The organism is Novosphingobium sediminis (assembly GCF_007991615.1).
GTDB classification, from domain to species: domain Bacteria; phylum Pseudomonadota; class Alphaproteobacteria; order Sphingomonadales; family Sphingomonadaceae; genus Novosphingobium; species Novosphingobium sediminis.
Map to the genome: position 1 here is coordinate 21,167 of NZ_BJYR01000019.1, position 20,905 is coordinate 42,071.

At 66.3% G+C, this 20,905-nt stretch carries 21 protein-coding genes and 1 tRNA gene; 3 read left to right on the forward strand and 19 right to left on the reverse strand.

The features are described 5' to 3' along the window. Positions 1-19 precede the first annotated feature (19 nt). The 5 genes from NSE01_RS14375 to NSE01_RS14395 all read right to left on the reverse strand — a co-directional run bounded on the left by NSE01_RS14375 (position 20) and on the right by NSE01_RS14395 (position 4,147). Positions 20-967, reverse strand: coding sequence for a PEP-CTERM sorting domain-containing protein (locus NSE01_RS14375; protein ID WP_147160342.1), 948 nt, complete (start codon positions 965-967; stop codon positions 20-22). Positions 968-1,191: 224 nt separating this feature from the next. Beyond that, a complete protein-coding gene (gene ruvB, locus NSE01_RS14380) occupies positions 1,192-2,223 on the reverse strand; it encodes a Holliday junction branch migration DNA helicase RuvB (RefSeq protein WP_147160343.1) in 1,032 nt (343 codons plus the stop codon). Then, a complete protein-coding gene (ruvA, locus tag NSE01_RS14385; protein ID WP_147160344.1) occupies positions 2,223-2,843 on the reverse strand; it encodes a Holliday junction branch migration protein RuvA in 621 nt (206 codons plus the stop codon). The genes ruvB and ruvA overlap by 1 nt, the downstream gene beginning before the upstream one ends. 52 nt (positions 2,844-2,895) lie before the next feature. Next, positions 2,896-3,372, reverse strand: a complete 477-nt coding sequence (gene ruvC, locus NSE01_RS14390) for a crossover junction endodeoxyribonuclease RuvC (protein WP_147160345.1) — start codon at positions 3,370-3,372, stop codon at positions 2,896-2,898. A 10-nt stretch (positions 3,373-3,382) separates the two neighbouring features. After that, positions 3,383-4,147 carry a YebC/PmpR family DNA-binding transcriptional regulator gene (locus NSE01_RS14395; protein ID WP_147160346.1) on the reverse strand — a complete coding sequence of 255 codons (765 nt, stop codon included), beginning with the start codon at positions 4,145-4,147 and terminating at the stop codon, positions 3,383-3,385. A 117-nt stretch (positions 4,148-4,264) separates the two neighbouring features. Here NSE01_RS14395 and NSE01_RS14400 point away from each other — a divergent pair, with 117 nt between their 5' ends. Further along, a complete protein-coding gene (locus NSE01_RS14400; RefSeq protein WP_147160347.1) occupies positions 4,265-4,951 on the forward strand; it encodes a CPBP family glutamic-type intramembrane protease in 687 nt (228 codons plus the stop codon). Here NSE01_RS14400 and NSE01_RS14405 read toward each other — a convergent pair. The 5 genes from NSE01_RS14405 to NSE01_RS14425 form a co-directional block, all read right to left on the reverse strand. Beyond that, entirely contained in the window at positions 4,948-5,445 is a 498-nt protein-coding gene (locus NSE01_RS14405) for an arsinothricin resistance N-acetyltransferase ArsN1 family B (RefSeq protein WP_147160348.1), read from the reverse strand. The genes NSE01_RS14400 and NSE01_RS14405 overlap by 4 nt on opposite strands. Before the next feature lie 4 nt (positions 5,446-5,449). Next, entirely contained in the window at positions 5,450-6,778 is a 1,329-nt protein-coding gene (locus NSE01_RS14410; RefSeq protein WP_147160349.1) for a metal-dependent hydrolase family protein, read from the reverse strand. A gap of 65 nt (positions 6,779-6,843) precedes the next feature. Beyond that, the gene (locus NSE01_RS14415; RefSeq protein WP_147160350.1) at positions 6,844-7,080 is read right to left on the reverse strand and encodes a DUF2312 domain-containing protein; all 237 of its coding nucleotides are present in this window, start codon (positions 7,078-7,080) and stop codon (positions 6,844-6,846) included. 153 nt (positions 7,081-7,233) lie between these two features. Further along, positions 7,234-7,920: an RlmE family RNA methyltransferase gene (locus NSE01_RS14420; protein WP_147160351.1), complete on the reverse strand. Its 687-nt coding sequence runs from the start codon at positions 7,918-7,920 to the stop codon at positions 7,234-7,236. Continuing rightward, a complete protein-coding gene (locus NSE01_RS14425; RefSeq protein ID WP_147160352.1) occupies positions 7,917-9,230 on the reverse strand; it encodes a Ppx/GppA phosphatase family protein in 1,314 nt (437 codons plus the stop codon). The genes NSE01_RS14420 and NSE01_RS14425 overlap by 4 nt, the downstream gene beginning before the upstream one ends. A 155-nt stretch (positions 9,231-9,385) precedes the next feature. Between NSE01_RS14425 and NSE01_RS14430 the strand changes: the two genes are divergently transcribed. Further along, positions 9,386-9,459, forward strand: a tRNA-Gln gene (locus NSE01_RS14430). A gap of 45 nt (positions 9,460-9,504) precedes the next feature. On the opposite strand, the gene NSE01_RS14435 is transcribed toward NSE01_RS14430, so the two are convergent. The 6 genes from NSE01_RS14435 to NSE01_RS14460 form a co-directional block, all read right to left on the reverse strand. Beyond that, complete coding sequence (locus NSE01_RS14435) at positions 9,505-10,155, reverse strand: DUF6445 family protein (RefSeq protein ID WP_147160353.1); 651 nt, start codon at positions 10,153-10,155, stop codon at positions 9,505-9,507. Between the two features lie 4 nt (positions 10,156-10,159). Beyond that, positions 10,160-10,876: a SapC family protein gene (locus NSE01_RS14440; RefSeq protein WP_147160354.1), complete on the reverse strand. Its 717-nt coding sequence runs from the start codon at positions 10,874-10,876 to the stop codon at positions 10,160-10,162. 8 nt (positions 10,877-10,884) lie between these two features. Further along, positions 10,885-12,411 (reverse strand): tryptophan halogenase family protein, encoded by a 1,527-nt coding sequence (locus NSE01_RS14445; RefSeq protein WP_147160355.1) that lies wholly within the window; start codon positions 12,409-12,411, stop codon positions 10,885-10,887. A gap of 104 nt (positions 12,412-12,515) precedes the next feature. Further along, positions 12,516-15,611, reverse strand: a complete 3,096-nt coding sequence (locus NSE01_RS14450) for a TonB-dependent receptor (protein WP_246135216.1) — start codon at positions 15,609-15,611, stop codon at positions 12,516-12,518. A gap of 163 nt (positions 15,612-15,774) precedes the next feature. Further along, on the reverse strand, positions 15,775-16,758 hold the full coding sequence (locus tag NSE01_RS14455; RefSeq protein ID WP_147160357.1) for a FecR family protein: 984 nt from the start codon (positions 16,756-16,758) through the stop codon (positions 15,775-15,777). A gap of 2 nt (positions 16,759-16,760) precedes the next feature. Next, positions 16,761-17,327: an RNA polymerase sigma factor gene (locus NSE01_RS14460; protein WP_246135217.1), complete on the reverse strand. Its 567-nt coding sequence runs from the start codon at positions 17,325-17,327 to the stop codon at positions 16,761-16,763. Positions 17,328-17,648: 321 nt separating this feature from the next. Between NSE01_RS14460 and NSE01_RS14465 the strand changes: the two genes are divergently transcribed. Then, positions 17,649-18,530 (forward strand): LOG family protein, encoded by an 882-nt coding sequence (locus tag NSE01_RS14465; protein WP_147160481.1) that lies wholly within the window; start codon positions 17,649-17,651, stop codon positions 18,528-18,530. On the opposite strand, the gene thiD is transcribed toward NSE01_RS14465, so the two are convergent. From thiD to glmM, 3 genes are read right to left on the reverse strand one after another with little or no spacing between them, the layout of a single operon-like run. Continuing rightward, positions 18,527-19,276, reverse strand: coding sequence for a bifunctional hydroxymethylpyrimidine kinase/phosphomethylpyrimidine kinase (thiD, locus tag NSE01_RS14470; RefSeq protein WP_147160359.1), 750 nt, complete (start codon positions 19,274-19,276; stop codon positions 18,527-18,529). The genes NSE01_RS14465 and thiD overlap by 4 nt on opposite strands. Continuing rightward, a complete protein-coding gene (locus NSE01_RS14475) occupies positions 19,273-19,497 on the reverse strand; it encodes a DUF1272 domain-containing protein (protein WP_147160360.1) in 225 nt (74 codons plus the stop codon). The genes thiD and NSE01_RS14475 overlap by 4 nt, the downstream gene beginning before the upstream one ends. A gap of 12 nt (positions 19,498-19,509) precedes the next feature. Beyond that, positions 19,510-20,847, reverse strand: a complete 1,338-nt coding sequence (gene glmM, locus NSE01_RS14480) for a phosphoglucosamine mutase (protein ID WP_147160361.1) — start codon at positions 20,845-20,847, stop codon at positions 19,510-19,512. Positions 20,848-20,905 lie beyond the last annotated feature (58 nt).

The window sequence follows — 20,905 nt, forward strand, 5'->3', positions numbered from 1 at the left end:
CGGAAGCTTGTGCGGGCCTTCAGGCCGTGGCGGCGCCCTTGGCCTTGAGGCCTTGGCGGCGGCGGGCCACGAGGCCGGCTGCGGCGGCACCGAACAGCAGGACCATCGACGGTTCCGGCACTTCCGTTCCGCCCGTCGACGACGACGTCGACGTGCTGGTGCTGCCGTTCGACGACGAAGAGGTCGAGCTGCTGGTGCTGCTCGAGGTCGAGGTGGAGCCGCCGGTCGACGACGAGGAGGACGACGTCGAGGACGAAGTTGACGAAGAAGTGGACGACGACGTCGACGAGCTGCTCGTCACGTTGCCCGAGCTGGTCGAGGTCGACGAACTGGTCGAGACGTTGCCCGAGGACGTGCTGACATTGCCCGACGAAGTCGAGGTGCTGCTGGTCACCGCGCCCGAGCTGGTGGAGACGTTGCCGCTGGAGGTCGAGGTCGAGATGTTGCCGCTCGAAGTCGAGCCACCGGAAGTCGAGGTGGAACCGCCCGAGGTCGAGGTCGAGCCGCCCGAGGTGGAGCCGCCGGAGGTCGAGGTCGAGCCGGTGCTGGTCGAGGAGACCACCACGCTGCCACCGCCGCTGCTGCCGCCAAAGAACCCGCCGAAGAACCCGCCGCCAAAGCCGCCGATCCCGCCGCCGCCGATCACGACCGGAGCCGCGCTGCCGCCGCCCGTCGCCTGGGGCGGCATCGGCGCCATGTAGGGCACGGGGGGGCCATAGGCCATCTGGGCCTGGGGCATGGCGCAGGACTTGGTGACGGTGGTCTTGACCACGCGGCGCAGGCGGTGGACCGGGCGGCGCTTGACCACCGGGGCGTAGAGCCGCTTCACCGGTTTGACCTTGATCGGCTTGACGTGATGGATCTCGGCAGCCGAGGGCGCTTCCGACACGTGAACCGCGCCGCCGCCCAGCACCGCACCGCCCGCTGCGCAGGCCGCCAGTTTTGCCAATGCCATCCGAACCGACATATCTTTGCTCTCTGTTCCCTTTGGAAAGGCCTTATCCCCGCAATGGTGGACAAACCCTCTCCTGACAGATCGAACAACGCAGATCAGACTGCTGGCGGCAATGCCGTTAACCGGGATTCACCCCCTCACGGAGGCCCGAATTGGGTCAAAACGGGCCTTCCTCGCAAGTCTGTGCCAATCTGGAACCGAATTGGCGTCGGCAGTTACGCTATCAGCGTTTACCATTAGCCCTCATCGCCGGCGAAGAGGCCGGGGAGATCGGCGGCGGGCGGGGTGAGTCCCAGATGCCGCCAGCCACGATCGTTGAGGCAGCGCCCGCGCGCAGTGCGGGCGACGAGGCCGAGCTGGATGAGGTAGGGCTCGATCACATCCTCGATGGTGTCGCGCGGCTCGGACAGGCCTGCGGCGAGGGTCTCCACGCCGACCGGGCCACCCTTGTAGATATCGGCAATCATGCTGAGGTAGCGCCGGTCCTGCAGATCGAGCCCGAGCGAATCGACTTCGAGCCGGGTCAGCGCGCTGTCTGCCACCTCGCGGGAAATCACTGCTGCGCCAGCGACCTGCGCGAAATCGCGGACGCGGCGGAGCAAGCGGCCCGCGACTCGCGGAGTGCCGCGCGAACGGCGCGCGATCTCGCCCGCGCCGCCGCTATCGACGCCGATGCCGAGGAGCCCCGCGCCGCGCGTGACGACGCGCTCAAGCTCCGCCACGGAGTAGAACTGCAGCCGCACCGGAATGCCGAACCGGTCGCGCAAGGGGGTGGCGAGAAGCCCCGCGCGGGTGGTGGCGCCGATCAGGGTGAAGGGCGGCAGGTCGATCCGCACCGAGCGCGCCGAAGGCCCCTCGCCGATGATGAGATCGAGAGCGCGGTCTTCCATCGCGGGATAGAGCACTTCCTCGACCACGGGATTCAGGCGGTGGATCTCATCGATGAAGAGGACGTCGCCGCTCTCCAGATTGGTTAGCAGCGCGGCCAGATCGCCCGCCTTGGCGATGACCGGGCCGGAGGTGGCGCGGAAGTTCACGCCCATCTCGCGCGCGATGATCGCGGCGAGCGTCGTCTTGCCGAGGCCGGGCGGGCCATAGAACAGCACATGGTCCATCGGCTCAGCGCGCTGGCGGGCGCTTTCGATGAACACGGCGAGGTTCTCACGCGCGGCTTCCTGGCCGACGAATTCGGCAAGCGTCTTGGGCCGCAGTGCCGCGTCCGGGTCCTCGGTCTGGCGGCGAGGGGTGAGGATGGGGTTGTCGGTCATCAGCCCGTCGCCCGCTTCAGCGCCACGCGCACGAGGTCATTGAGGGGGGCATCCTCGCCCAGTTCCTTGATCGCCGAGGCCACGGCCATGCTGGCGGTGGCGGGTTTGAAGCCGAGGTTCTGGAGGGCGGAGACGGCATCGGCGCTGACAGAGCCTGCGGGTGCGGCGGCGAGGCCTTCGATCGGCGGGCTGCCGGCGCCGGTGGGGATCGGGCCGAGGCCGCCGGCCTTGTCCTTGAGTTCGTTGACGATGCGGCTTGCCAGCTTCGGGCCGACGCCTTGCGCACGGGCGACCATCGCGGCGTCTCCGCCCGCGCAGGCGCGCTGGAGTTCTTCGGCGGAGAGCGCGGAGAGGATCGCGAGCGCGACCTTGCTGCCGACGCCCTGCACCGCTGTCAGCAGGCGGAACCAGCCGCGCTCTGCGGCGCTGGTGAAGCCGATCAGGCGCTGGTCGTTTTCGGAGACTTGCAGTTCGGTGTGGATGACCACCTTGTCGCCGCGAATACCGAGCCGATCCAGCGTCTTGGCCGAGCAATGGACGAGATAGCCGACGCCGTTGACGTCGATGATCGCCCAGTCGGGGCCGAAATCGTCGAGCAGGCCGGTAAGCTTTGCGATCATGGTTTGTTCTATGGCAGGCTCATGCGCAGCGGGCAAGCCCGCCCACGAAGACCTAGCGGTGGCTGCCCATCATGTTGGCGTGGCAGATCGCGACGGCGAGCGCATCTGCGGCGTCCGCGCCTGCAAGGGTGACACCGGGCAGCAGCACCTTGAGCATGGCCTGAACCTGCGTCTTTTCGGCACCGCCAGTACCGACGAGCGCCTTCTTGATAACCTTGGTGGGATATTCGGCCACAGGCAGCCCTGCGCGCGCCACCGCGAGCAGCGCGACGCCGCGGGCCTGGCCGAGCTTGAGCGTCGACTGCGGGTTCACGTTGACGAAGACTTCCTCGACCGCGCCCGCATCCGGGTGGTGCTGCGCGATCACGGCGGCGAGGCCTGTGTCGAGTTCGACCAGCCGCTCGGCCATGCTAGCCTTGGCATCTGTGCGGATCTGGCCGTTGGCGACGTGGCTGAGGCGGCTGCCGGACTTGGCGACAACGCCCCAGCCAGTGCAGGTGAGGCCCGGGTCGATGCCGAGAATGATCATGCGCGCATGATCAGCCCAGCTTCTCCATCACGTCGTCGGGGATTTCGTAGTTGCCCCAGACGGTCTGGACGTCGTCGTCTTCCTCGAGCACGTCGATCAGCTTGAGCAGCGTCGCGGCGGTATCGGCATCGACGGTGGTCGTCATGTTGGGCTTCCACGCGAGCTTGACGCCCTCGGCTTCGCCCAGCACCTTTTCGAGCTCACGCGCGACGGGGTGGAGCTGTTCGATGGCGACCCAGATCTGGTGGCTGCCGGGGTTCTCGTCGCCGTCGCCCAGATCGCTTTCGACGTCTTCGGCGCCTGCTTCGATGGCGGCTTCGAGAACCTTGTCCTCATCGCCGACCTTGCCCGGATACTCGATCAGGCCGAGCCGTTCGAACCCGTGGCTCACCGCGCCCGAAGCGCCGAGATTGCCGCCGTTCTTGGCAAACGCGGTGCGCACGTTGGTGGCGGTGCGGTTGCGGTTGTCGGTCAGCGCTTCGACGATGATCGCGACGCCGCCCGGGCCATAGCCCTCGTAGCGCACTTCTTCGTAGTTATCGCCTTCGCCCTTGGTCGCCTTGTCGATCGCGCGGGCGATGTTGTCCTTCGGCATGGACTGCGCCTTGGCCGCGTTGACGGCGGCGCGCAGGCGCGGGTTCATGTCCGGATCGGGCATGCCCATCTTGGCCGCGACGGTGATTTCGCGGGAAAGCTTGGAAAACATCGCCGAGCGCTTTTTGTCCTGCGCGCCCTTGCGGTGCATGATGTTCTTGAATTTGGAATGGCCTGCCATGGTCTGCTGCTCAAGCGCTTTGGGATGGGAATGGCGGCTCCCCTAGCCGAGACAGGACTGCACGGCAATCGTGGGCGCACACGCTGTCTTAACCCGCGCTGCGGCATCAGGGCTGAGATGACCGCGCTGTTTCACGATTTCGCCGCCTGGCTCGCCCGCCCGCGCCTGTTGACGCCCTCCGGCCTGCGTGCGCCGGATGCTAGGCAGTTCATGCAGCGGATGCTCGCGCTGCACCTCTTTGTCCTGCTGATCGTGCTGCTGCCGCTGCTGGGCCTGTGGCAGAAAGCGATGGGTCTGCCTGCGCCCGAAGCCTTCGATCAGGTCTCCAAGGCGATGCTGGTGCCCTTCGTGGTGCTGCTGGCGCCGGTGGCCGAGGAGCTGGCGTTTCGCGGCTGGCTGACCGGGCGGGTGCGCGCGGTGTGGCTGGTTTTCTGCGCGATTCTCGCCGCTGTGTTCCTCGCGATGGTGAACTTTCATGTCTATGAAGTGCCCGCCAGCTTTGCCGTGCTGGGCATGGGGATCGTTGCGCCTGCCGGCTGGTTCTGGCTGCGGCGGCGCGGTGTGGTGCCGGGGTTCGAGGCAGCGTTTCCGGTGCTGGTGTGGCTCTCGATCATTGTCTTCGGCCTTTCGCACCTGAGCAATTATCCGCGCTTTTCGTGGGCGCTGCTGCCGATGGTGCTGCCGCAGCTCTGGGCGGGGATGACGCTGAGCTACACGCGGATGCGGATCGGCATTTTCGGTTCGATGCTGATCCATGCCGCGGCCAATGGCATATCGGTGAGCCTTGCCCTGCTCGGCGTCTAGAGAACCCGCTGCCACCAGCCGACATCGCGCCACGCGCCCATTTTCCAGCCGACTTCGCGGTAGATGCCAACCGGCGTGAAGCCGCAGGCTTCGTGCAGCGCGACGCTGGCGGGGTTGGGCTGGGCGATCCCGGCAAAGGCCGCGTGGAAGCCCTTGGCCTTCAGCCGCGCGAGCAGCTCGCCATAGAGCGCGCGGCCGATGCCGGAGCGCGGCGCGGCGGCGCTGACATAGATCGCGACATCGCAGGACGACGCATAGGCAGCGCGGGTGCGGTGCTGGCTGCCATAGGCATAGCCGAGCAGCTCTCCGCCGCGAGTCGCGACAAGCCAGGCGTGGCTGGCGCCGTAGTCAGCGATGCGGCGGGCCATTTCCGCTGCATCCGGGGCCTCGATCTCGAAGCTGATCCAGCTGTCCGTCACATGCGGGCGGTAGATCGCGGCGCAGGCGGCAGCGTCCTCTGCCTGCGCATCGCGGATGGTCAATGCATCCGTCATCTGCTCAGGGCACCTGCTTCACCACCTCGCCATGCTTCATTACGAAATCGACGTGTTCGAGCCGGGTGACGTCGGTCAGCGGATCGCCGTGGACCGCGATGATATCGGCCGGCATCCCGGGTGCGATGCGGCCGACCGTGTCGGTGCGGCCAAGGGCATCGGCGGCGCTCACCGTGGCGGCGGTGATGGCGGCCATCGGCGTCATTCCCGCGCGGACCATCAGCGCGAACTCGCGGGCGTTGTCGCCGTGCTTCGAGACACCGGTATCGGTGCCGAAGGCGATTTTCACGCCCATCTTGATGGCCAGCTCGTGCGATTGGCGCTCGGCAGCGGCAGCGTTCTCGGCCTTGGGGATCGTTGCGGGCGGCAGCAGCCCGGCGCGGGCCTGCGCCAGCGCGGCGACCGGGGCGAGCATGGTCGGCACGAGCCAGGTGCCGTGCGCGAGCATCGCCTTGATCGTCGCTTCATCGAGGAAGGTGCCGTGGTCAATCGTATCGACCCCGGCGTTGACCGCCGCCATGGTTCCCGCCGCCGCGTGGCTGTGCGCCGCGACCTTGCGGCCAAAGCTGTGCGCGGTGTCGATCACCGCCTTCATTTCCTCGCTCGTCATCTGCTGGCCGAGCCCGCCCGCCACGTTGGACAGTACGCCGCCGGTCGCCGCGAACTTGATGACCTGCGCGCCGAGCCGGATCTGCTCGCGCACCGCGCGGCGGCAATCGTCCGCGCCGTTGCACAGGTTGTTGTAATCATGCGGAGCGAAGGCGCCGTAGCTTTCCTCGTTGAGCCCGCCGCCGTCGCCATGGCCGCCCGAGACCGAAATCATCGTTCCGGCGTTGATGATGGTCGGTCCGGGCAGTTCGCCCGCATTGATCGCATCACGCAGCGCGCGGATGCCGCGCGGCGGCCCGCCGAGATCGCGCACGGTGGTGAAGCCGGCCTCCAGCGTCTGGCGCGCGTGCTGTGCGGCGAGATAGGCGGCGTCCTCGCGGTCGCGGGTGGATTGTTCGAGCCGTTCCCGCAGCGGATCGCCATCGCTGAACAGGTGGACGTGCATGTCGGTGAGGCCGGGGAGCACGAAGGCATCGCCGAGTTCGACCGTGGCGGCTCCGGCAGGAGCGGGGAGAGTGCCATCGCTGACGCTGGTGACTACGCCATCGGTGATGACCACGGTGGAGGCGCCGCGCGGCGGCTTGCCGGGTTGATCGAGCAACTTTCCGGCGTGAAGGTAGACAACCTTGGGCGCGGGCTTGGCCGGGGCTTCTGCCGCTGCGGGCGCGGCAACGGCAATCAGCGCGGCGAAGCCGGCAAGCAGGGCGGGGCGGGCAAGACGCATCAGGGAAACTCCGGCTGCAACATTTCGTCGCAGCCTAGCGCCTCCCCGCTCCGGGTCCAGTCTTCCTATTCGATGCCGAGCGCGTTCTTGTAGGTATCGAGAATCATTTCCATTTCGCGGCGATCATCGGGCTTCAGCTTACGCAGGCGGACGATCTGGCGCATGATCTTGGGATCGTAGCCGACTGCCTTGGCTTCGGCGTAGACGTCCTTGATATCGTCGCCGATGCCCTTCTTCTCTTCTTCGAGGCGTTCGATGCGCTCGATCAGGAGGCGCAGGCGGTCGTCGGCGGAATCGGCCATGGGTAAGGGTCTCCGGTCAGAAAATGGTTGGGACCGTTAGGGCGGGCGAGCCGATTCGCGCAAAACCCAGCCTGTGGATAGGTCGTCTTTTGTCGAAATTCGCGGAAGTGCGAATTTCGAGGCGGCACTAGCCCGCTCCCCCGCTCCGAGATTTCAATCTCGGATCACAGACTCTTCCTCGCGCCCCTTGAAACCTTGCGCGATCACGTACCATTCCGACGAGTCCTTGCGGCTCGCGGGCGGCTTGGCGTGCTTCACCGTCTTGAAGTTGCGCTTCAGGATGGTGAGCAGTTCGCCGTCCGTGCCGCCGGCAAAGACCTTGGCGACGAAGGCGCCGCCGGGGGCGAGCGTATGGACGGCGAAATCGACGGCGGTTTCGACAAGGCCCATCGTGCGCAAGTGGTCGGTCGCCTTGTGGCCCACGGTGTTGGCGGCCATGTCGGAGATCACGAGATCGGGTTCGCCGCCGAGAGCGCCGAGGAGCGCGGCGGGGGCCTCGTCGGCCATGAAGTCCATCTGGAAGATCGTGACGCCTTCGATCGGTTCGACCGGCAGCAGATCGATGCCGACGACTTCGGCCTGCGGGGCCTGCTTGCGCACCACTTGCGCCCATCCGCCGGGGGCAATGCCGAGATCGACGACGCGGCGCACGCCTTTGAGGAGGCCGAAGCGGGTATCAAGTTCGATCAGCTTGAACGCGGCGCGGCTGCGCCAGCCTTCAGCCTTGGCCTGCTTGACGTAGGGATCGTTGAGCTGGCGCGAGAGCCAGCGGTTGGACGAGGCGGTGCGGCCCCGTGCCGTCTTGACCCGTGTGCCCGGGTCGCGGCCACTTCTGCTCATGCGCGCTCGCCTTTTCCTTGCAGCACGCCTTTTCCTTGCGCTGTTTCCGCCGCGCGCCGATCGCCCAGCCCGCCCGCTGCCATCAGGCTGCGCAGGATGCCTTCGCGGATACCGCGATCGGCGATGCCGAGCCGTTCGGCAGGCCAGATATCGAAGATCGATTCGAGGATCGCACAGCCCGCCACGACAAGATCGGCCCGCTCGCGCCCGATGCAGGGCACAGCGACGCGTTCGGCAGGCGAGATATGCGCAAGGCGCTGGCTGATCTCGCGCATCGAGGCGGTCGGCACGATGAGGCCGTCTACCGCGCTGCGATCATATTGCGGCAGGCCGAGGTGGAGGCTGGCGAGCGTGGTGACGGTGCCGCTGGTGCCGAGCAGGCGCAGTCCGCCCTCAACCGCGGCGGTTTCGCGCGCGGGAGTGACCCGCTCGGCAAAGCGGGCGAAGCCTTCGGTGATGCGCCCCCGCATTTCGGTATAGGCGGCGGCGCGCGCTTCGGGGGTGAGTTCGATCGGGCCGATGCTTTCGGTGAGCGAGACGACCCCCCACGGCACCGATTGCCAATCGAGGATGCGCGGCACGGCATCGCTGGTATCGACGAGCACCATCTCGGTCGATCCGCCGCCGATATCGAAGATCATGGCCGGGCCGCAGCCGGGCTCTAGCAGGATGTGGCAGCCCAGCACGGCGAGCCGCGCTTCCTCTTCGGCGGTGATGATGTTGAGCCGGATGCCCGTTTCGCGGTGGACGCGCTCGATGAATTCCTCACCATTGGTGGCACGGCGGCAGGCCTCGGTGGCGACTGACCGCGCGAGGTGGACGCCGCGCTTGCGCAGCTTGTCGGCACAGACGTGTAGCGCGCCAAGGGCCCGGTCCATCGCCGCATCGGAAAGCCGGCCCGACTGCGCGAGGCCTTCACCCAAGCGGACAACGCGGCTGAACGCATCGATCACCATGAAGTGATCGCCCGAAGGCCGCGCGATCAGCAGGCGGCAATTGTTGGTGCCAAGATCGATCGCCGCATAGGCCTGGCGGTGGAACGGCGGTGTTTTCTGCCACGGTGCGCGCGGCGCTTCGATCGGCGGAGGCGGGGCGGAAACAACGGGCGAAGGCGCGTTCATGGCCATGCTGGCTACCGGGGCTTCTACCGGCTGCGGATCGGGTCCAGAGACTGGACCGGCAGTGATGGTGGCCGACGCTGCCGGGGCGGGACGGGCCCCCTTGGGCTTGCCGCGGGACGCCGATTTGCGTCCGCGCCGCTTGCCTGGCCGCGTCCTGCGCTGCTGCGCCGGCGGATCGAATTCCGCCATGTCAACCAATCGCTTATGTTTTCCCGCCAAGGGGATGCCCGGCAGGTACTTGACACGTACTCTAGCGTTCCTGCGGCTTTGGAGCAAGTACGGCGCAGGAAGGTGGTTGCCTTGCTTGACTCGGGCCCAACCCCCGCTTAAAGGCGCGCCCTCATTGCCCCGTCGTCTAATGGTAAGACAACGGATTCTGATTCCGTTTATCGAGGTTCGAATCCTCGCGGGGCATCCAATTTTCCGCCATTTTGAACGCCGTCAGCCGGGCTTTGCGCCGGGGCTACTGGCTTGCGATGCGGATCAATGCCGTGATCGTCAGGCGGTCGTTGCTGGACCATGAGCCGGCCACATCGCCGCAGTGCAGGCAATTGGCGGGATAGACGACAAGTCGGTTGAAGCGCAGTGTGGCAGTGCCGATGCGTTCGAAGCTTGCCGTGTCCGCTTCGTGATAGCGCGCCGGCGGGAGGCCGTGGCGCTGGCCGTCGGCGACGAGGGCCTGCCGCCACAGCGGTGCGCGCGCCGGGGTGATGCGCTCGAAGCCGGTGGCGCGGTGGCGGTGGAAGCTGGTGCCCCGATGCGGCGCATCGCAGAGGTAGTGCAGCACGGCGTGCACGGCGGGGTCTGTGGTGTCGAAATGGGGAATGCGCTGGACCGGGGTCAGCTTTGCCGGATCGTGGGAGGCGATGGCAAAGTCTGCGCGCAGGACTTCGGCTGCGGCAAGTTCCGGCCAGATCCCGAGTGCCGAAGCAAGCCATTCGCCCCACGCTGCGGGCGCAGGCGCGCGCACGCCCGGGTAGAGATCGCCCTCGCATGGTTCGAGCCGCGTTTCCCGCACCGCCGCCAGCAAGCTCTGCGGATCGGGATGCGCCGCATCGGCGATCCACAGCGGCACAGCCTCACGGCCGAGATGGGTGACCGGATGCGGCCTCAAGCGTTCAGCTGCCCGGGGTGAACCACGCCGACTGCGCTTCGATCCGCGCGTTCTTGCGCCGGACGAGCGCGGCAACCTTGTCGAGCGAGAGCGCCATTGCGGCGAGGATCATCAGGTCTTCGAACGCGGTGATCCGTTCGCGCGCGCGGCCCAGCGCGACTTCGTCGACGCCGTAGAGCCCGGTGAGCAGGCTGGTGCTGCCATCGTGGAAGGCAAGGTCCAGCTTGATCTCGCGCACCACTTTGGTTTCGAGCATCAGATCGACCAGCCGGCGGGTTTCATCCCGCCCTTGGAGCAGGCGGCCGAGGATGGTCTGGACCGAGCGGAAATACTCCGTTTCGCCGCCCTCGGTATCGACGATCGTGCAGGGGCCGTCTGGCGCGAGCGCAGGGCTTGCCTCGTCGATGCCGATGGCCGCTTCGGCGCCTTCGCCGACGACGAAGAAGGGCAGCCGGAGCAGGTTGAGCGGGAGGACATCGGCTTCGAGTGCGGCGCCATTCCAGAACAGGTTTTCCTGCGGTTCCAGCCCCATCAGCGCGGCGGGGTAGAACTGCCCGGTCTCCGCATCCTTGGCGAGGAATACCGGGAACTGCCCGGCGACCTGACGGATCTCGCCAGCCACCAGCGGTACGAGGTGGACGGCGGCTGCACTTTCCGCCGCGCGGGCGGGATCGATGCGCAGGTCGGCATGGTCGGTGCGGTTCAATGGGACGATCGTCATGGCGGCCTTCACAGCGGTGGGAAGCGGTATTGCGCGAGCCGGCCGAGCAGTTCGCGGTTGGTCGGCATCGTGGCGGTGAGCTTGCGCTTGAGCGCAGCGGTGCGGTCGAACGCGTCTTGCGCGGCATCGGCGTTGGCGAGGCGGCCGGGGCGTGCCCGGGTGCGGAAACCCATGCCGTAGAGCACATACTGGTAGCTGGCGGCGGGGAACATCTCGTGCGCGCTGGAGAAATCATGCTCGCCGGGCGGACTGTCGCGCCATAGCTCGAGCTGGTCCTGCAGGTCTTGCGGGATGGTGGCAGGATCGCGGTTGTCGCGCCAGAACGCGCTATCCTTGCGCTCGGAGAGGACATAGTGCAGCTTGAGGAACTCGATGATGCGGTCCCAGCGGTAGCGCGTCATCGTGTTGAAGCGGCGCGCGACGAAATCCATCGCGGCGCGGTTCGCGGGCATCGCGGTGGCGATGTAATCCGCCGAAAGTTCGATCAGCACGAGCGCCGAGGCTTCGAGCGGTTCGAGGAACCCGGCGGCAAGCCCGACCGCGACGACATTGTTCTTCCAGAACTGGGCACGGTGGCCCGAGCGGATGGTGATCTCGCGCGGGGAGAGCCTGGCGAAATCGGGGCCGACATAGGCCGCCAGCTCCTCCTCGATGCGTTCGTTCCTGGCATGGCGGCTCGACCAGACATAGCCGATGCCGCGCCGGGTGGGCAGGCCGATGTCCCAGATCCAGCCGTGGCGCTGCGCGGTGGAAATGGTGTGCGAGGCGATCGGGCTGTCTTCCTCGACCGGCAACTGGACCGCAAGCGCGCGGTCGACGAACAAGACGTCGGAGCGGTCGATGAAGGGTACGCCGAGCGCTTCGCCAAGGAGGCGCGAGGCAAAGCCGGTGCAATCGACGAAGAGGTCGGCTTCGATGGCGCCGTGGCGTTCGCCGATGACGGCGGAGACATCCCCGGTTTCGGACTGGCGCACGTCGATGATGTCGTCATCGATGTGGTGCACCCCGAGCTTGCCGGTGCAGTGTTCCGCCAGCAGTTCGCCGAGGCGCACGGCATCGAGGTGATAGGCGTAGTTGGCGACGCCGACATAATCGGGCGAGGTCATCAGCTTGGGCGCGAGCGAGGCCTCGCACAGCGCTTCCTGAAAGCAGACTGCGTCGGAGAAGCTCTGGTTCGGATCGGCGTTCCAGTAGGGCGCGAGATCGAGATCGGGGAAGCCTTCGGGAAGGACGAGCGGGTGATAGTAGAAGTCGTCCGCCGCGCCGGTTCGCCAGCGCGCGAACTTGGCGCCTTGCTTGAACGAGGCATGGGTGGCGCGCATGAAATCGGTTTCCGAGAGGCCGATCTTGCGCAAGGTGTTGCGCATCGTTGGCCAGGTGCCTTCGCCGACGCCGATGGTGCCGCGCCGCACGCTTTCGACGAGCGTGACCTTGAGGTCGCGGCCATGGCGGGCGGCGATGAGGCCCGCGGTCAGCCATCCGGCCGAGCCGCCGCCGACAATGCAAACCGAACGAATTGCGCCGTTTTCGGCCATCAGCCTTTCCTGTTTCCCGTCGCGGCCTGACTCGGAGTCAATCAGGTTCTAAGCGGATCGGGGCGCGCATCGCAATGCGCGCCCCGGCCCTTGGTTCACTGCAATCAGAAGTTCACGCGCGCCCCGAACTTGAAGCGCCGACCGCTATCCTCTGCGTTGAGGAACTGGTTCTGATAATAGGCATACTTCAAGGTGCGCGAGTTGGTGAGGTTGGCCCCTTCGGCAAAGACCGAGAACTGCGGCGAGATGTGGTAAGTCACGCTCGCATCGACCTGTGAGTAGGGCCGAACCTGCGTGACCGCCTGGCCGGCACCGTTGAGCGGCGGCGGCGCGAGGTACTGCAGGAAGCTGTCGCGCCAGTTGTAGGCGACGCGGGCTTCGATCCCGTTCTTGTCATAGAACAGCACCGCGTTGGCCGAGTTCGAAAGGCCGGTCAGCGCGAACTTGTTGGTCAGGTTGCGCGGATCGAGCTTGCGGTTGGAGCCGACCAGCGTGCCGTTCACCTGGAAGCCGAAGCCGGTATCGCCGATCGAGTACTGCCACGCAGCTTCGATGCCCCGAACCGTCGCATCCTGCCCGTTGACGGGCGCCGTGACGGTGAACTGCGCTGGGAGGCCCGTACCCGGATCGATCAGCGGAGCGCCGTTGACGTCTGCCACCGTGCCGGTCGTCTGGTTCAGCACGATGAAGTTGTTCACGTTCTTGAGGTAGCCGCCGATCGAGACGTAGCTGCCGGGGGCGTAATAGTACTCCAGCGAGATATCGAGGTTGTTCGACTTGAACGGCTTGAGATCCGGATTGCCCCGGCTTGCGGCGAAGTTGCCGGGCCGCAGCGTGACGAGCGTGGTGACCGGCGAAAGCTGTTCGAGCGTAGGCCGGGTGATCGTCTGCGAAGCGGCGAAGCGCACGGTGAACTTGTCGGTTACCTGCCACTTCAGCGCGATATTGGGCAGGATATCGAGGTAGTGCGTCTTGCCCACCGTCCGCGTCGTGCCGGATGAGGCCGAGCCGTACTGCGTCTGGTCGTTCGCCAGCTTGACCAGTGCGGTGTAGGCCGTGGCAAGGCCGTTCACGCTGGTCTGCGTGTCCTCGAAACGGACGCCGCCGACGATGGAGATCGGGCTGCCGGCCAGTTCGCCCTTGAACTCGGTCTCGAGGTAGGCGCCGAGCACGCGCTCGGTCACGATCGTATCGTTCACCAGCGGCGGGGCGAAGGTGAAGTTCGGGTTGGTGGCCCGCTGCTGCTGGGTGATCGCATCGAACAGCGCAGGCCCATCGAACGTCAGCCACTGCGTCGGCAGGCGGTTCGATCCGCTGATGCCGGAGAGGAACTTGTCGCCGGCATTGTAGGTGCTGATCGCGACGCCGGAGGGCGAGGGCAGGTTGTACCCGCAAGTGGTGCAGCCCGTGCCGCCGTCGTTGGAGAAGAGCGACGTGTCCTTCTTGTCGTGCGAATAATAGAGCCCGAAGTTCGCGTTCACGAGGCCGACGTCGGAATCTGCCTTGTAGGCAAGGTCTACCCGGCCCTGGCCCACCTCATCGCGGATGCCATAACCGCGCAGCAGCATGACGTGCTGGCACAGCGGTTGCCCGGCGCCGACGACGGTGGGGTCAGCCGGGTTCCCGGAATTGGTCACTGCGCTGCCGCAGGGGCTGGCGGGGTTGGCGAACGTCGGCAGGGTCTCGGTCTGGTAGGGCAGGGTCGCGCCATCAGACTGGTAGCGCGAAGAGCCGGTCAGGTAGCCGAGCAGCGAAAGGTAAGCCTGCCGCCCGCCGTTCGGATCCTCCTTGGCCAGCGAATAGGTGCCGTCGATCGTGGCGGTGAGGTTGGGCGAGACATTCCATTCGACGTTGAGGCCGAATTCGCGGGTGTTGGTCCGCTTGTCGAACTTCTTGTCGTGGAAGTCGGTCGCGATGCCGCTGGCCTGCGTGATGTCGGTCACCGTGCCGTTGGCATCGGTGGTCACGTCGGTGAGGTTCGATGCGGTGAACCAGTGGCCGTAGGAACGCGCGTCGGTCTTGTTGGTGAACTTCGAGTAGAGCGCGTCGGCGGTCACCGTCACGTCATCCGAGGGGCGATACTGCAGCACGAGCGTGCCGCCGATGCGCTCGCGGTCCTCACGCGTCACCTTGGTGTCGAAGTTCTGCGGCACGAAGATGTTGCCGGCCGGATTGCTGGCGCTCACCGTGCCCTTGCCGCCGTTGACTTCGGCCGCCGGGACCGCCGGATTGACCAGCCAGCCGTCGGTCTGGGCCTGCTTCAGCAGCGTGTAGCGGTGCTGGTAGGTGCCCGAGAGCAACACGCCGAACTTGCCATCGGCGAAGGTGTCGGCGAACAGGAAGGTGCCGTCTGGCGCGAACTTGCGCGAGTTGCGATCGTAGTTGGCGTCGATCGAGGCCGCGATCTTGCGTTCCTTGTAATCGAACGGGCGGGCGATCTTGATGTTGACCGTCGAGCCGACGCCGCCCGACTGGTAGCGCGCGGTCGAGGACTTGTAGACCTCGACGCCCGAGACGAGTTCCGAGGCCAGCGTATCGAACGAGAACGCGCGGCCCGAGGCCTGGCTGGGATCGGTCGGCGTCGCGATCTGGCGGCCGTTCACGAGGACGGTGTTGAATTCGGGGCCGAACCCGCGAACGGTGATGAATGCGCCTTCGCCGCCGGAGCGGTCGATCGAGACGCCGGTGATGCGCTGGAGCGATTCGGCGAGGTTGGCGTCAGGGAGCTTGCCGATGTCCTTGGTGGAGATCGCATCGACGATGCCGGACGAGGCTCGCTTGATGCCGCGCGCGTTGTCGAGGCTGCTGCGCAGGCCGGTCACGACGATGGGCTGGGGTTCCGGCTCAGGCTCGGCGGCTCTGGCAACCCCCGCGGGCTGGGGGTCGGCTGCCTGGCTGGCGAGTGCGACTGGGGCGGCGCTTGCAATCTGGCGTGCGGCGGCGGGACGACCGACCACCGCGAAGGTCGCCGGGCCGGTCTGGCGCACGGCAAGGCCGGTGCCCGCAAACAGGCGGTCGAGTGCATCGCTCACGGTGAGGCGGCCGCGCACTTCATTGGTGCGAACTGTATGCGTCAGCTTGCGCGAGGCGATGATCTGGACATTGGCCTGATGGCCGAGCAGGCCAATTGCAGACTCAGCAGACTGGGCGGGAATGGAGAACTGCCGCAGTTCGGCGTTGGCTTGTGCAACAGCCGGCATCGATGCAACAGCAACAACACTAGCGGACGCAAATAGAATGCCACGTAAAGTGGTCGTCATCACTGATCCCTCCCAAAAGGATTTCATCTCGTTTCAGGCCATTTTTGGCCTGCATGTCCCTAGAGACACGCACGTAGGAATTCCTTCCGCGATTTCTAACGAATTATTTCACCAAAATGGATTCATTGCTGCGTTCGACGCGAATGGTGTGCGGATCGCTGGTGTTGATCGCCACCGGCAGCGTGACCTTGAGCGTCTCGGCAAACCCTTCCGGATCGTCGAGCTTGAACAGGCCGTCGAACTGCTCGCTGGCGAGGCCGGGATCGGCGATGACGATCTGCCGCTGGTTGTAGCGATTGAACTCGTCTGCCGCTTCGCGCAGCGTCGTTCCGTTGAGGTCGATCATGCCGTTGCGCCAGGCGAGCGCACGGTCGACCGGGGGGGTATCGCCTTCGCGGTAATGGACCAGCGCCCACTCCTTGATCACGGCGCGTTCGCCCGCCGTCACCGTGAGACGGCGGCTGGAATCCTGATCGGACCACGTCTCGACTACGCCCTCGGTCACCAGCACTTCGACGCCGTCGTCGCGCTTGCGCACCGAAAAGGCGGTGCCGACCGCCTTGGCGCGGACCGGACCGGATGCGACGATAAAGGGCCGCTCGGCGTCCTTTGCCACGTCGAACCAGGCTTCGCCCTGCAGCAACTGGATTTCTCGCGCGCGGCGGGAGAGGCTGACCTTGAGTTCGGAGCCGGAGTTGATCGTCATGATCGAACCGTCATCGAGCGGCACGCGCCGGATTTCGCCGACCCGCGTGACGAAATCGGCATCGCGTGAGAGGCCGCCCCGCACGGTGATGATCGCGGCGGCACTGGCGGCGATCATGCCGCCCAGCACGCCGCGCCGCATCCACTTGCCGCCCGTATCGTTTGCCGGAGCCGGCACTTCCGCGGCCTCCTGCTCGCGCAGGGCATCGGGCAGCATCCACGCAGCCTGCGTCTGCAGGAGCAGGCCCTGACGGCGCGGATCGGCGGCGAGCCATGTCTGGAGCGCGGCTTCGTCAGCCTCGGTCCAGCTGCCCGAATCCATCCGTGCGACCCATTCGGCGGCCATGTCGCGATCAGTCGGTGTCGTTCTATCGGATGCCATGTTCACACCACCCGCCGGCTGTCGCCGGCTGCTTCGGGTTCGCGTTCGATTGCATCCCAGCCGCTGCGGATGGCGCGTACGCCGACCCAGACCTGCTTCTCGACAGCCTTTTCAGTGATCCCGAGATGATCCGCGATCTCGCGCTGAGACCAGCCTTCGATCTTGCGCAGCTCGACAATGCGTCGGCAGCGTTCGGGCAATTTTGCGAGCAGGGCGCGCACGCGTTCGGACGCCATGCGCGTCGCGACCTGCTCTTCGGGTGTTGGCGTGCCAGTATCACGGTAGCTCTCGATCTCGCTGATCGCGTCGAATGGGGCGATCTGTTGCCGTTTGAGCCTCCGTGCGAGGAGGTTGCGACAGATCGAGAAAAAGTAGGCATGCGCACATTCGATGTGATCGACCGTGTCGAGCATGACCACGCGGCAGTAAGCGTCCTGGACCAGCTCATCGATCACGTCGTGCGCGATCCGCCGCTTCACGAACCACGCACGGATGCGCGGTTCATGCGGCATGATCTCGCGCGCCACCCACTGCGCAAGCGCGCGGCGGCGTTCGAGCGTGGCTCGCAAATCCGGTCCCGTCCCATCCTCCATAAGCTTCGGAGTTTCTTTCGATTACTGGCCTAGAGTCCGGACCGCGTGATTTCCTTCCGGGTGCCGGAAAAAAATTCGAGTGGGAAGCCGGGCATCCACAAGCAATCCGCGGTGCGCGGCATGGCGGTGGTTGCCGTATTGACCGTGATCGCCGCCGCCGCGCTTCCCGCCGTGCTGGCCTCCGGTCTGTCGAAACTTCCTGTTCGGACCGGGCTCGAGGCATCCCTTCGCCTGCAAAACGTCAAGGCGCAGGCTTCACCCATTGCGCTTCGAGGCGGCGCTTGCGACATGCCGGGCATGACCGAAGAAGAAATCGCCCACGAGCTTTCGCGCCGGAAATTCTACAAGGCCGAGCAGGAAGCAGAGTTCGTCGAATCGCACGAATGCATCACCCCGCAGCAGCAGGATCCCGCCTACCGCCTTGCGTTCCGCGATACGGACTTCCTGTTGCGCGAAGAATTGCGTCCCGTCCGCTTCCAGCTTGAGCTGCTGAAGCCGGAGATGCTGCTCGACGAAGCGGGGATCGGATCGACCCTCGTGATGTACGGTTCGGCGCGCATTCCCTCGCCCGAGGAGGCAGGCACCGTGCGCGCGGCGGCCACGACGCCCGAGAAGCAGGCCGTGGCCGAGCGTCTGATCGCCAAGGCGCGCTATTACGAGGAAGCGCGCAAGCTTGCGCAGATCGCCAGCCGCAGCGCGGTGGTCGAAGATGGCAAGCGGCACTTCGTGATCTGTTCGGGCGGGGGGCCCTCGATCATGGAAGCGGCCAATCGCGGTGCGGCGGATGTCGGCGCGGATTCCATCGGGCTCAACATCACGCTGCGGCATGAGCACACGCCCAATGCCTATGTCACGCCGCACCTCTCGTTCCAGTTCCACTACTTCGCGCTGCGCAAGATGCATTTCCTGCTGCGCGCGCGGGCGGTGGCGGCATTTCCGGGCGGCTTCGGCACGTTTGACGAGCTGTTCGAACTGCTGACGCTGGTCCAGACCGGCAAGATGCAGCCGATCCCGATCCTCCTGTTCGGCGGCGATTTCTGGAGCCGGGTGGTAAACTTCGAAGCGCTGGCCGAGGAAGGCGTGATCAGTCCGGCAGATCTCGACCTGTTTCACATCGTGGAGACGGCCGAGGAAGCATGGGACCACATCACCGCGTTCTACGGGCTGGACGTGGCCTAGCGGACCGCGAAGTGCCCGAGCGGGCCGTTGCCCGCGCCGAATCCGGGCGCGGCCAGCAGCGCCGCGCGGACAAACAGCCGCGCCTCGGCCACCGCATCGGCAAGCGACAGCCCCCGGGCCAGATGCGTGGCGATGGCGCTGGAAAGGGTGCAGCCGGTGCCGTGGTTATGGCGCGTGTGGATGCGGGGCGCAGTCCAGACGACGTCGTCCGCGCCCGGCACGGCGAGGCGGTCCGTCACGTCCGGCCCTTCCGCATCGCCGCCCTTGCCGAGCCAGGCAATGCCGCGCGCGCGCAGCGCCGCTTCGCCGCCCAGTGCGACAAGTTCGGGAATGTTCGGGGTGGTAAGAGTGGCGAGGGCCATCAGCCGTTCAAACGCCGCAACGGTGTCTGCGTCGGCAAGGGCCGCGCCGCTGGTGGCGATCATCACCGGATCGAACACCACGGGCACGCTCAGGCGCTCAAGCCTTTCGGCCACCACGGCGGCGATTGCGGGCGAACCCAGCATACCGATCTTGACCGCATCGACGCCGAGATCGCCGACGCAGGCGTCGATCTGCGCGGCGACCATCGCCGAACTTGCGGGCTCGACCATGGTGACGCCCCGCGTGTCCTGCGCGGTCAGCACGGTGACGGCAGTCATTGCATAGCCGCCAAGCATCGTGATCGTCTTGATATCGGCCTGAATGCCTGCGCCGCCTCCGGAATCGGAGCCGGCGATAGACAGCACTCGCGGTGGTTGGCTCATCCCTTGAACTTGCGCTCAGCTGATGGCGGATACTTTGCGTGGAGCGCCTTGGCGCGGCTGGGGCGGTCCATCAGTTCGCCGCCGCAGTTGGGGCAGCGATCATCGAGCGCTTCGGCGCATTCGGCGCAGAAAGTGCACTCGAACGAGCAGATGAACGCACCCGGCGCCTCGGCCGGCAGATCGGTGCCGCAGCGTTCGCAATCGGGGCGCATTTCCAGCATGTCCGGGGCTCCTCAGGCGGCCTTGCGCACGGCGTCGCAGATCGAATCGACCACTTGCGCCACTTCCTGCGCATCATCGCCTTCGGCCATCACGCGGATCACGGGTTCGGTGCCTGAGGGACGGATGACGAGGCGCCCGCGCCCGGCGAGCCGCGCTTCGGCTGCGGCGATCGCAGCCTTCACGCTCTCAGCCTCGAGCGGTTTACCCCCGGCAAAGCGGACGTTCTTGAGGAGCTGCGGCACCGGATCGAACAGGTGCAGTGTCTCGCTGGCAGGCTTGCCCGAGGCGACCAGCGCGGCGAGGACCTGCAGCGCCGCGACGGTGCCATCGCCCGTCGTGCCGTGATCGGCGAGGATCATATGGCCCGATTGCTCGCCGCCAACGTTGTAGCCGCCTTCGCGCATCTTCTCGAGCACGTAGCGATCACCGACCGAGGCGCGCACCAGTTCGAGGCCGAGGCTGTTGAGGTAGCGTTCGAGCCCGAGGTTCGACATGACCGTGGCGACCACGCCGCCGCCGCGCAGCGCACCCTGCTCATGCAGGCGCCCGCCGATCAGCGCCATGATCTGATCGCCGTCGACCGTCTGGCCTTTCTCGTCGACCACGATCAGCCGGTCCGCATCGCCATCGAGCGCGATGCCGATATCGGCGCGCACTTCGCGCACGCGGGCCTTCAGCGCATCGAGATGGGTTGAGCCGACGCCGGCGTTGATGTTCTTGCCGTTGGGCTCGACACCGATGGCGATCACTTCGGCGCCAAGTTCCCACAGCGCGGAGGGGGCGACATGATAGGCCGCGCCATTCGCGCAATCGACCACAATGCGCAGCCCATCGAGCCGCACGTTGTGGGGAAGCGAGGCCTTGACCGCGTGGATATAGCGGCCGCGCGCATCATCGATGCGGCGGGCGCGGCCCACGTCGTTCGCATCGGCCAGCGGCAGATCCTGTTCGAGCATCGCCTCGATCGCGAGTTCGTCCTCGTCCGACAGCTTGAAGCCATCGGGGCCGAACAGCTTGATCCCGTTGTCCTCGAACGGATTGTGGCTGGCCGAGATCATCACGCCGACATCGGCGCGCATCTCGCGCGTGAGGAGGGCGACCGCGGGGGTGGGCATCGGCCCAAGCAGCACGACGTCCATGCCGACGCTGGTGAAGCCCGCGGTCATCGCGTTTTCGAGCATGTAGCCCGAAAGGCGCGTGTCCTTGCCGATCACCACGCGGTGACGGTGATCGCCGCGCAGGAAATAGGTGCCGGCGGCCTGGCCGACCTTCATTGCGGTTGCTGCCGTCATCACGCCGGCGTTGGTCCGGCCTCGGATCCCGTCGGTACCGAAGAATTTGCGTGCCATTGCCTGAAACTATTCCTTGCCAGAAGCGCCGGTCGGCGCGGATTGCCATATGGCCCTA

Excerpts from the sequence above, each read along its gene's own strand:
- NSE01_RS14375 (WP_147160342.1), bottom strand. The coding sequence starts at position 967 with ATGTCGGTTCGGATGGCATTGGCAAAACTGGCGGCCTGCGCAGCGGGC.
- ruvB (WP_147160343.1), bottom strand. The coding sequence starts at position 2,223 with ATGACCGACAACCCCATCCTCACCCCTCGCCGCCAGACCGAGGACCCG.
- ruvA (WP_147160344.1), bottom strand. The coding sequence starts at position 2,843 with ATGATCGCAAAGCTTACCGGCCTGCTCGACGATTTCGGCCCCGACTGG.
- ruvC (WP_147160345.1), bottom strand. The coding sequence starts at position 3,372 with ATGATCATTCTCGGCATCGACCCGGGCCTCACCTGCACTGGCTGGGGC.
- NSE01_RS14395 (WP_147160346.1), bottom strand. The coding sequence starts at position 4,147 with ATGGCAGGCCATTCCAAATTCAAGAACATCATGCACCGCAAGGGCGCG.
- NSE01_RS14400 (WP_147160347.1), top strand. The coding sequence starts at position 4,265 with ATGACCGCGCTGTTTCACGATTTCGCCGCCTGGCTCGCCCGCCCGCGC.
- NSE01_RS14405 (WP_147160348.1), bottom strand. The coding sequence starts at position 5,445 with ATGACGGATGCATTGACCATCCGCGATGCGCAGGCAGAGGACGCTGCC.
- NSE01_RS14410 (WP_147160349.1), bottom strand. The coding sequence starts at position 6,778 with ATGCGTCTTGCCCGCCCCGCCCTGCTTGCCGGCTTCGCCGCGCTGATT.
- NSE01_RS14415 (WP_147160350.1), bottom strand. The coding sequence starts at position 7,080 with ATGGCCGATTCCGCCGACGACCGCCTGCGCCTCCTGATCGAGCGCATC.
- NSE01_RS14420 (WP_147160351.1), bottom strand. The coding sequence starts at position 7,920 with ATGAGCAGAAGTGGCCGCGACCCGGGCACACGGGTCAAGACGGCACGG.
- NSE01_RS14425 (WP_147160352.1), bottom strand. The coding sequence starts at position 9,230 with ATGGCGGAATTCGATCCGCCGGCGCAGCAGCGCAGGACGCGGCCAGGC.
- NSE01_RS14440 (WP_147160354.1), bottom strand. The coding sequence starts at position 10,876 with ATGACGATCGTCCCATTGAACCGCACCGACCATGCCGACCTGCGCATC.
- NSE01_RS14445 (WP_147160355.1), bottom strand. The coding sequence starts at position 12,411 with ATGGCCGAAAACGGCGCAATTCGTTCGGTTTGCATTGTCGGCGGCGGC.
- NSE01_RS14450 (WP_246135216.1), bottom strand. The coding sequence starts at position 15,611 with ATGCCGGCTGTTGCACAAGCCAACGCCGAACTGCGGCAGTTCTCCATT.
- NSE01_RS14455 (WP_147160357.1), bottom strand. The coding sequence starts at position 16,758 with ATGGCATCCGATAGAACGACACCGACTGATCGCGACATGGCCGCCGAA.
- NSE01_RS14465 (WP_147160481.1), top strand. The coding sequence starts at position 17,649 with ATGACCGAAGAAGAAATCGCCCACGAGCTTTCGCGCCGGAAATTCTAC.
- thiD (WP_147160359.1), bottom strand. The coding sequence starts at position 19,276 with ATGAGCCAACCACCGCGAGTGCTGTCTATCGCCGGCTCCGATTCCGGA.
- NSE01_RS14475 (WP_147160360.1), bottom strand. The coding sequence starts at position 19,497 with ATGCTGGAAATGCGCCCCGATTGCGAACGCTGCGGCACCGATCTGCCG.
- glmM (WP_147160361.1), bottom strand. The coding sequence starts at position 20,847 with ATGGCACGCAAATTCTTCGGTACCGACGGGATCCGAGGCCGGACCAAC.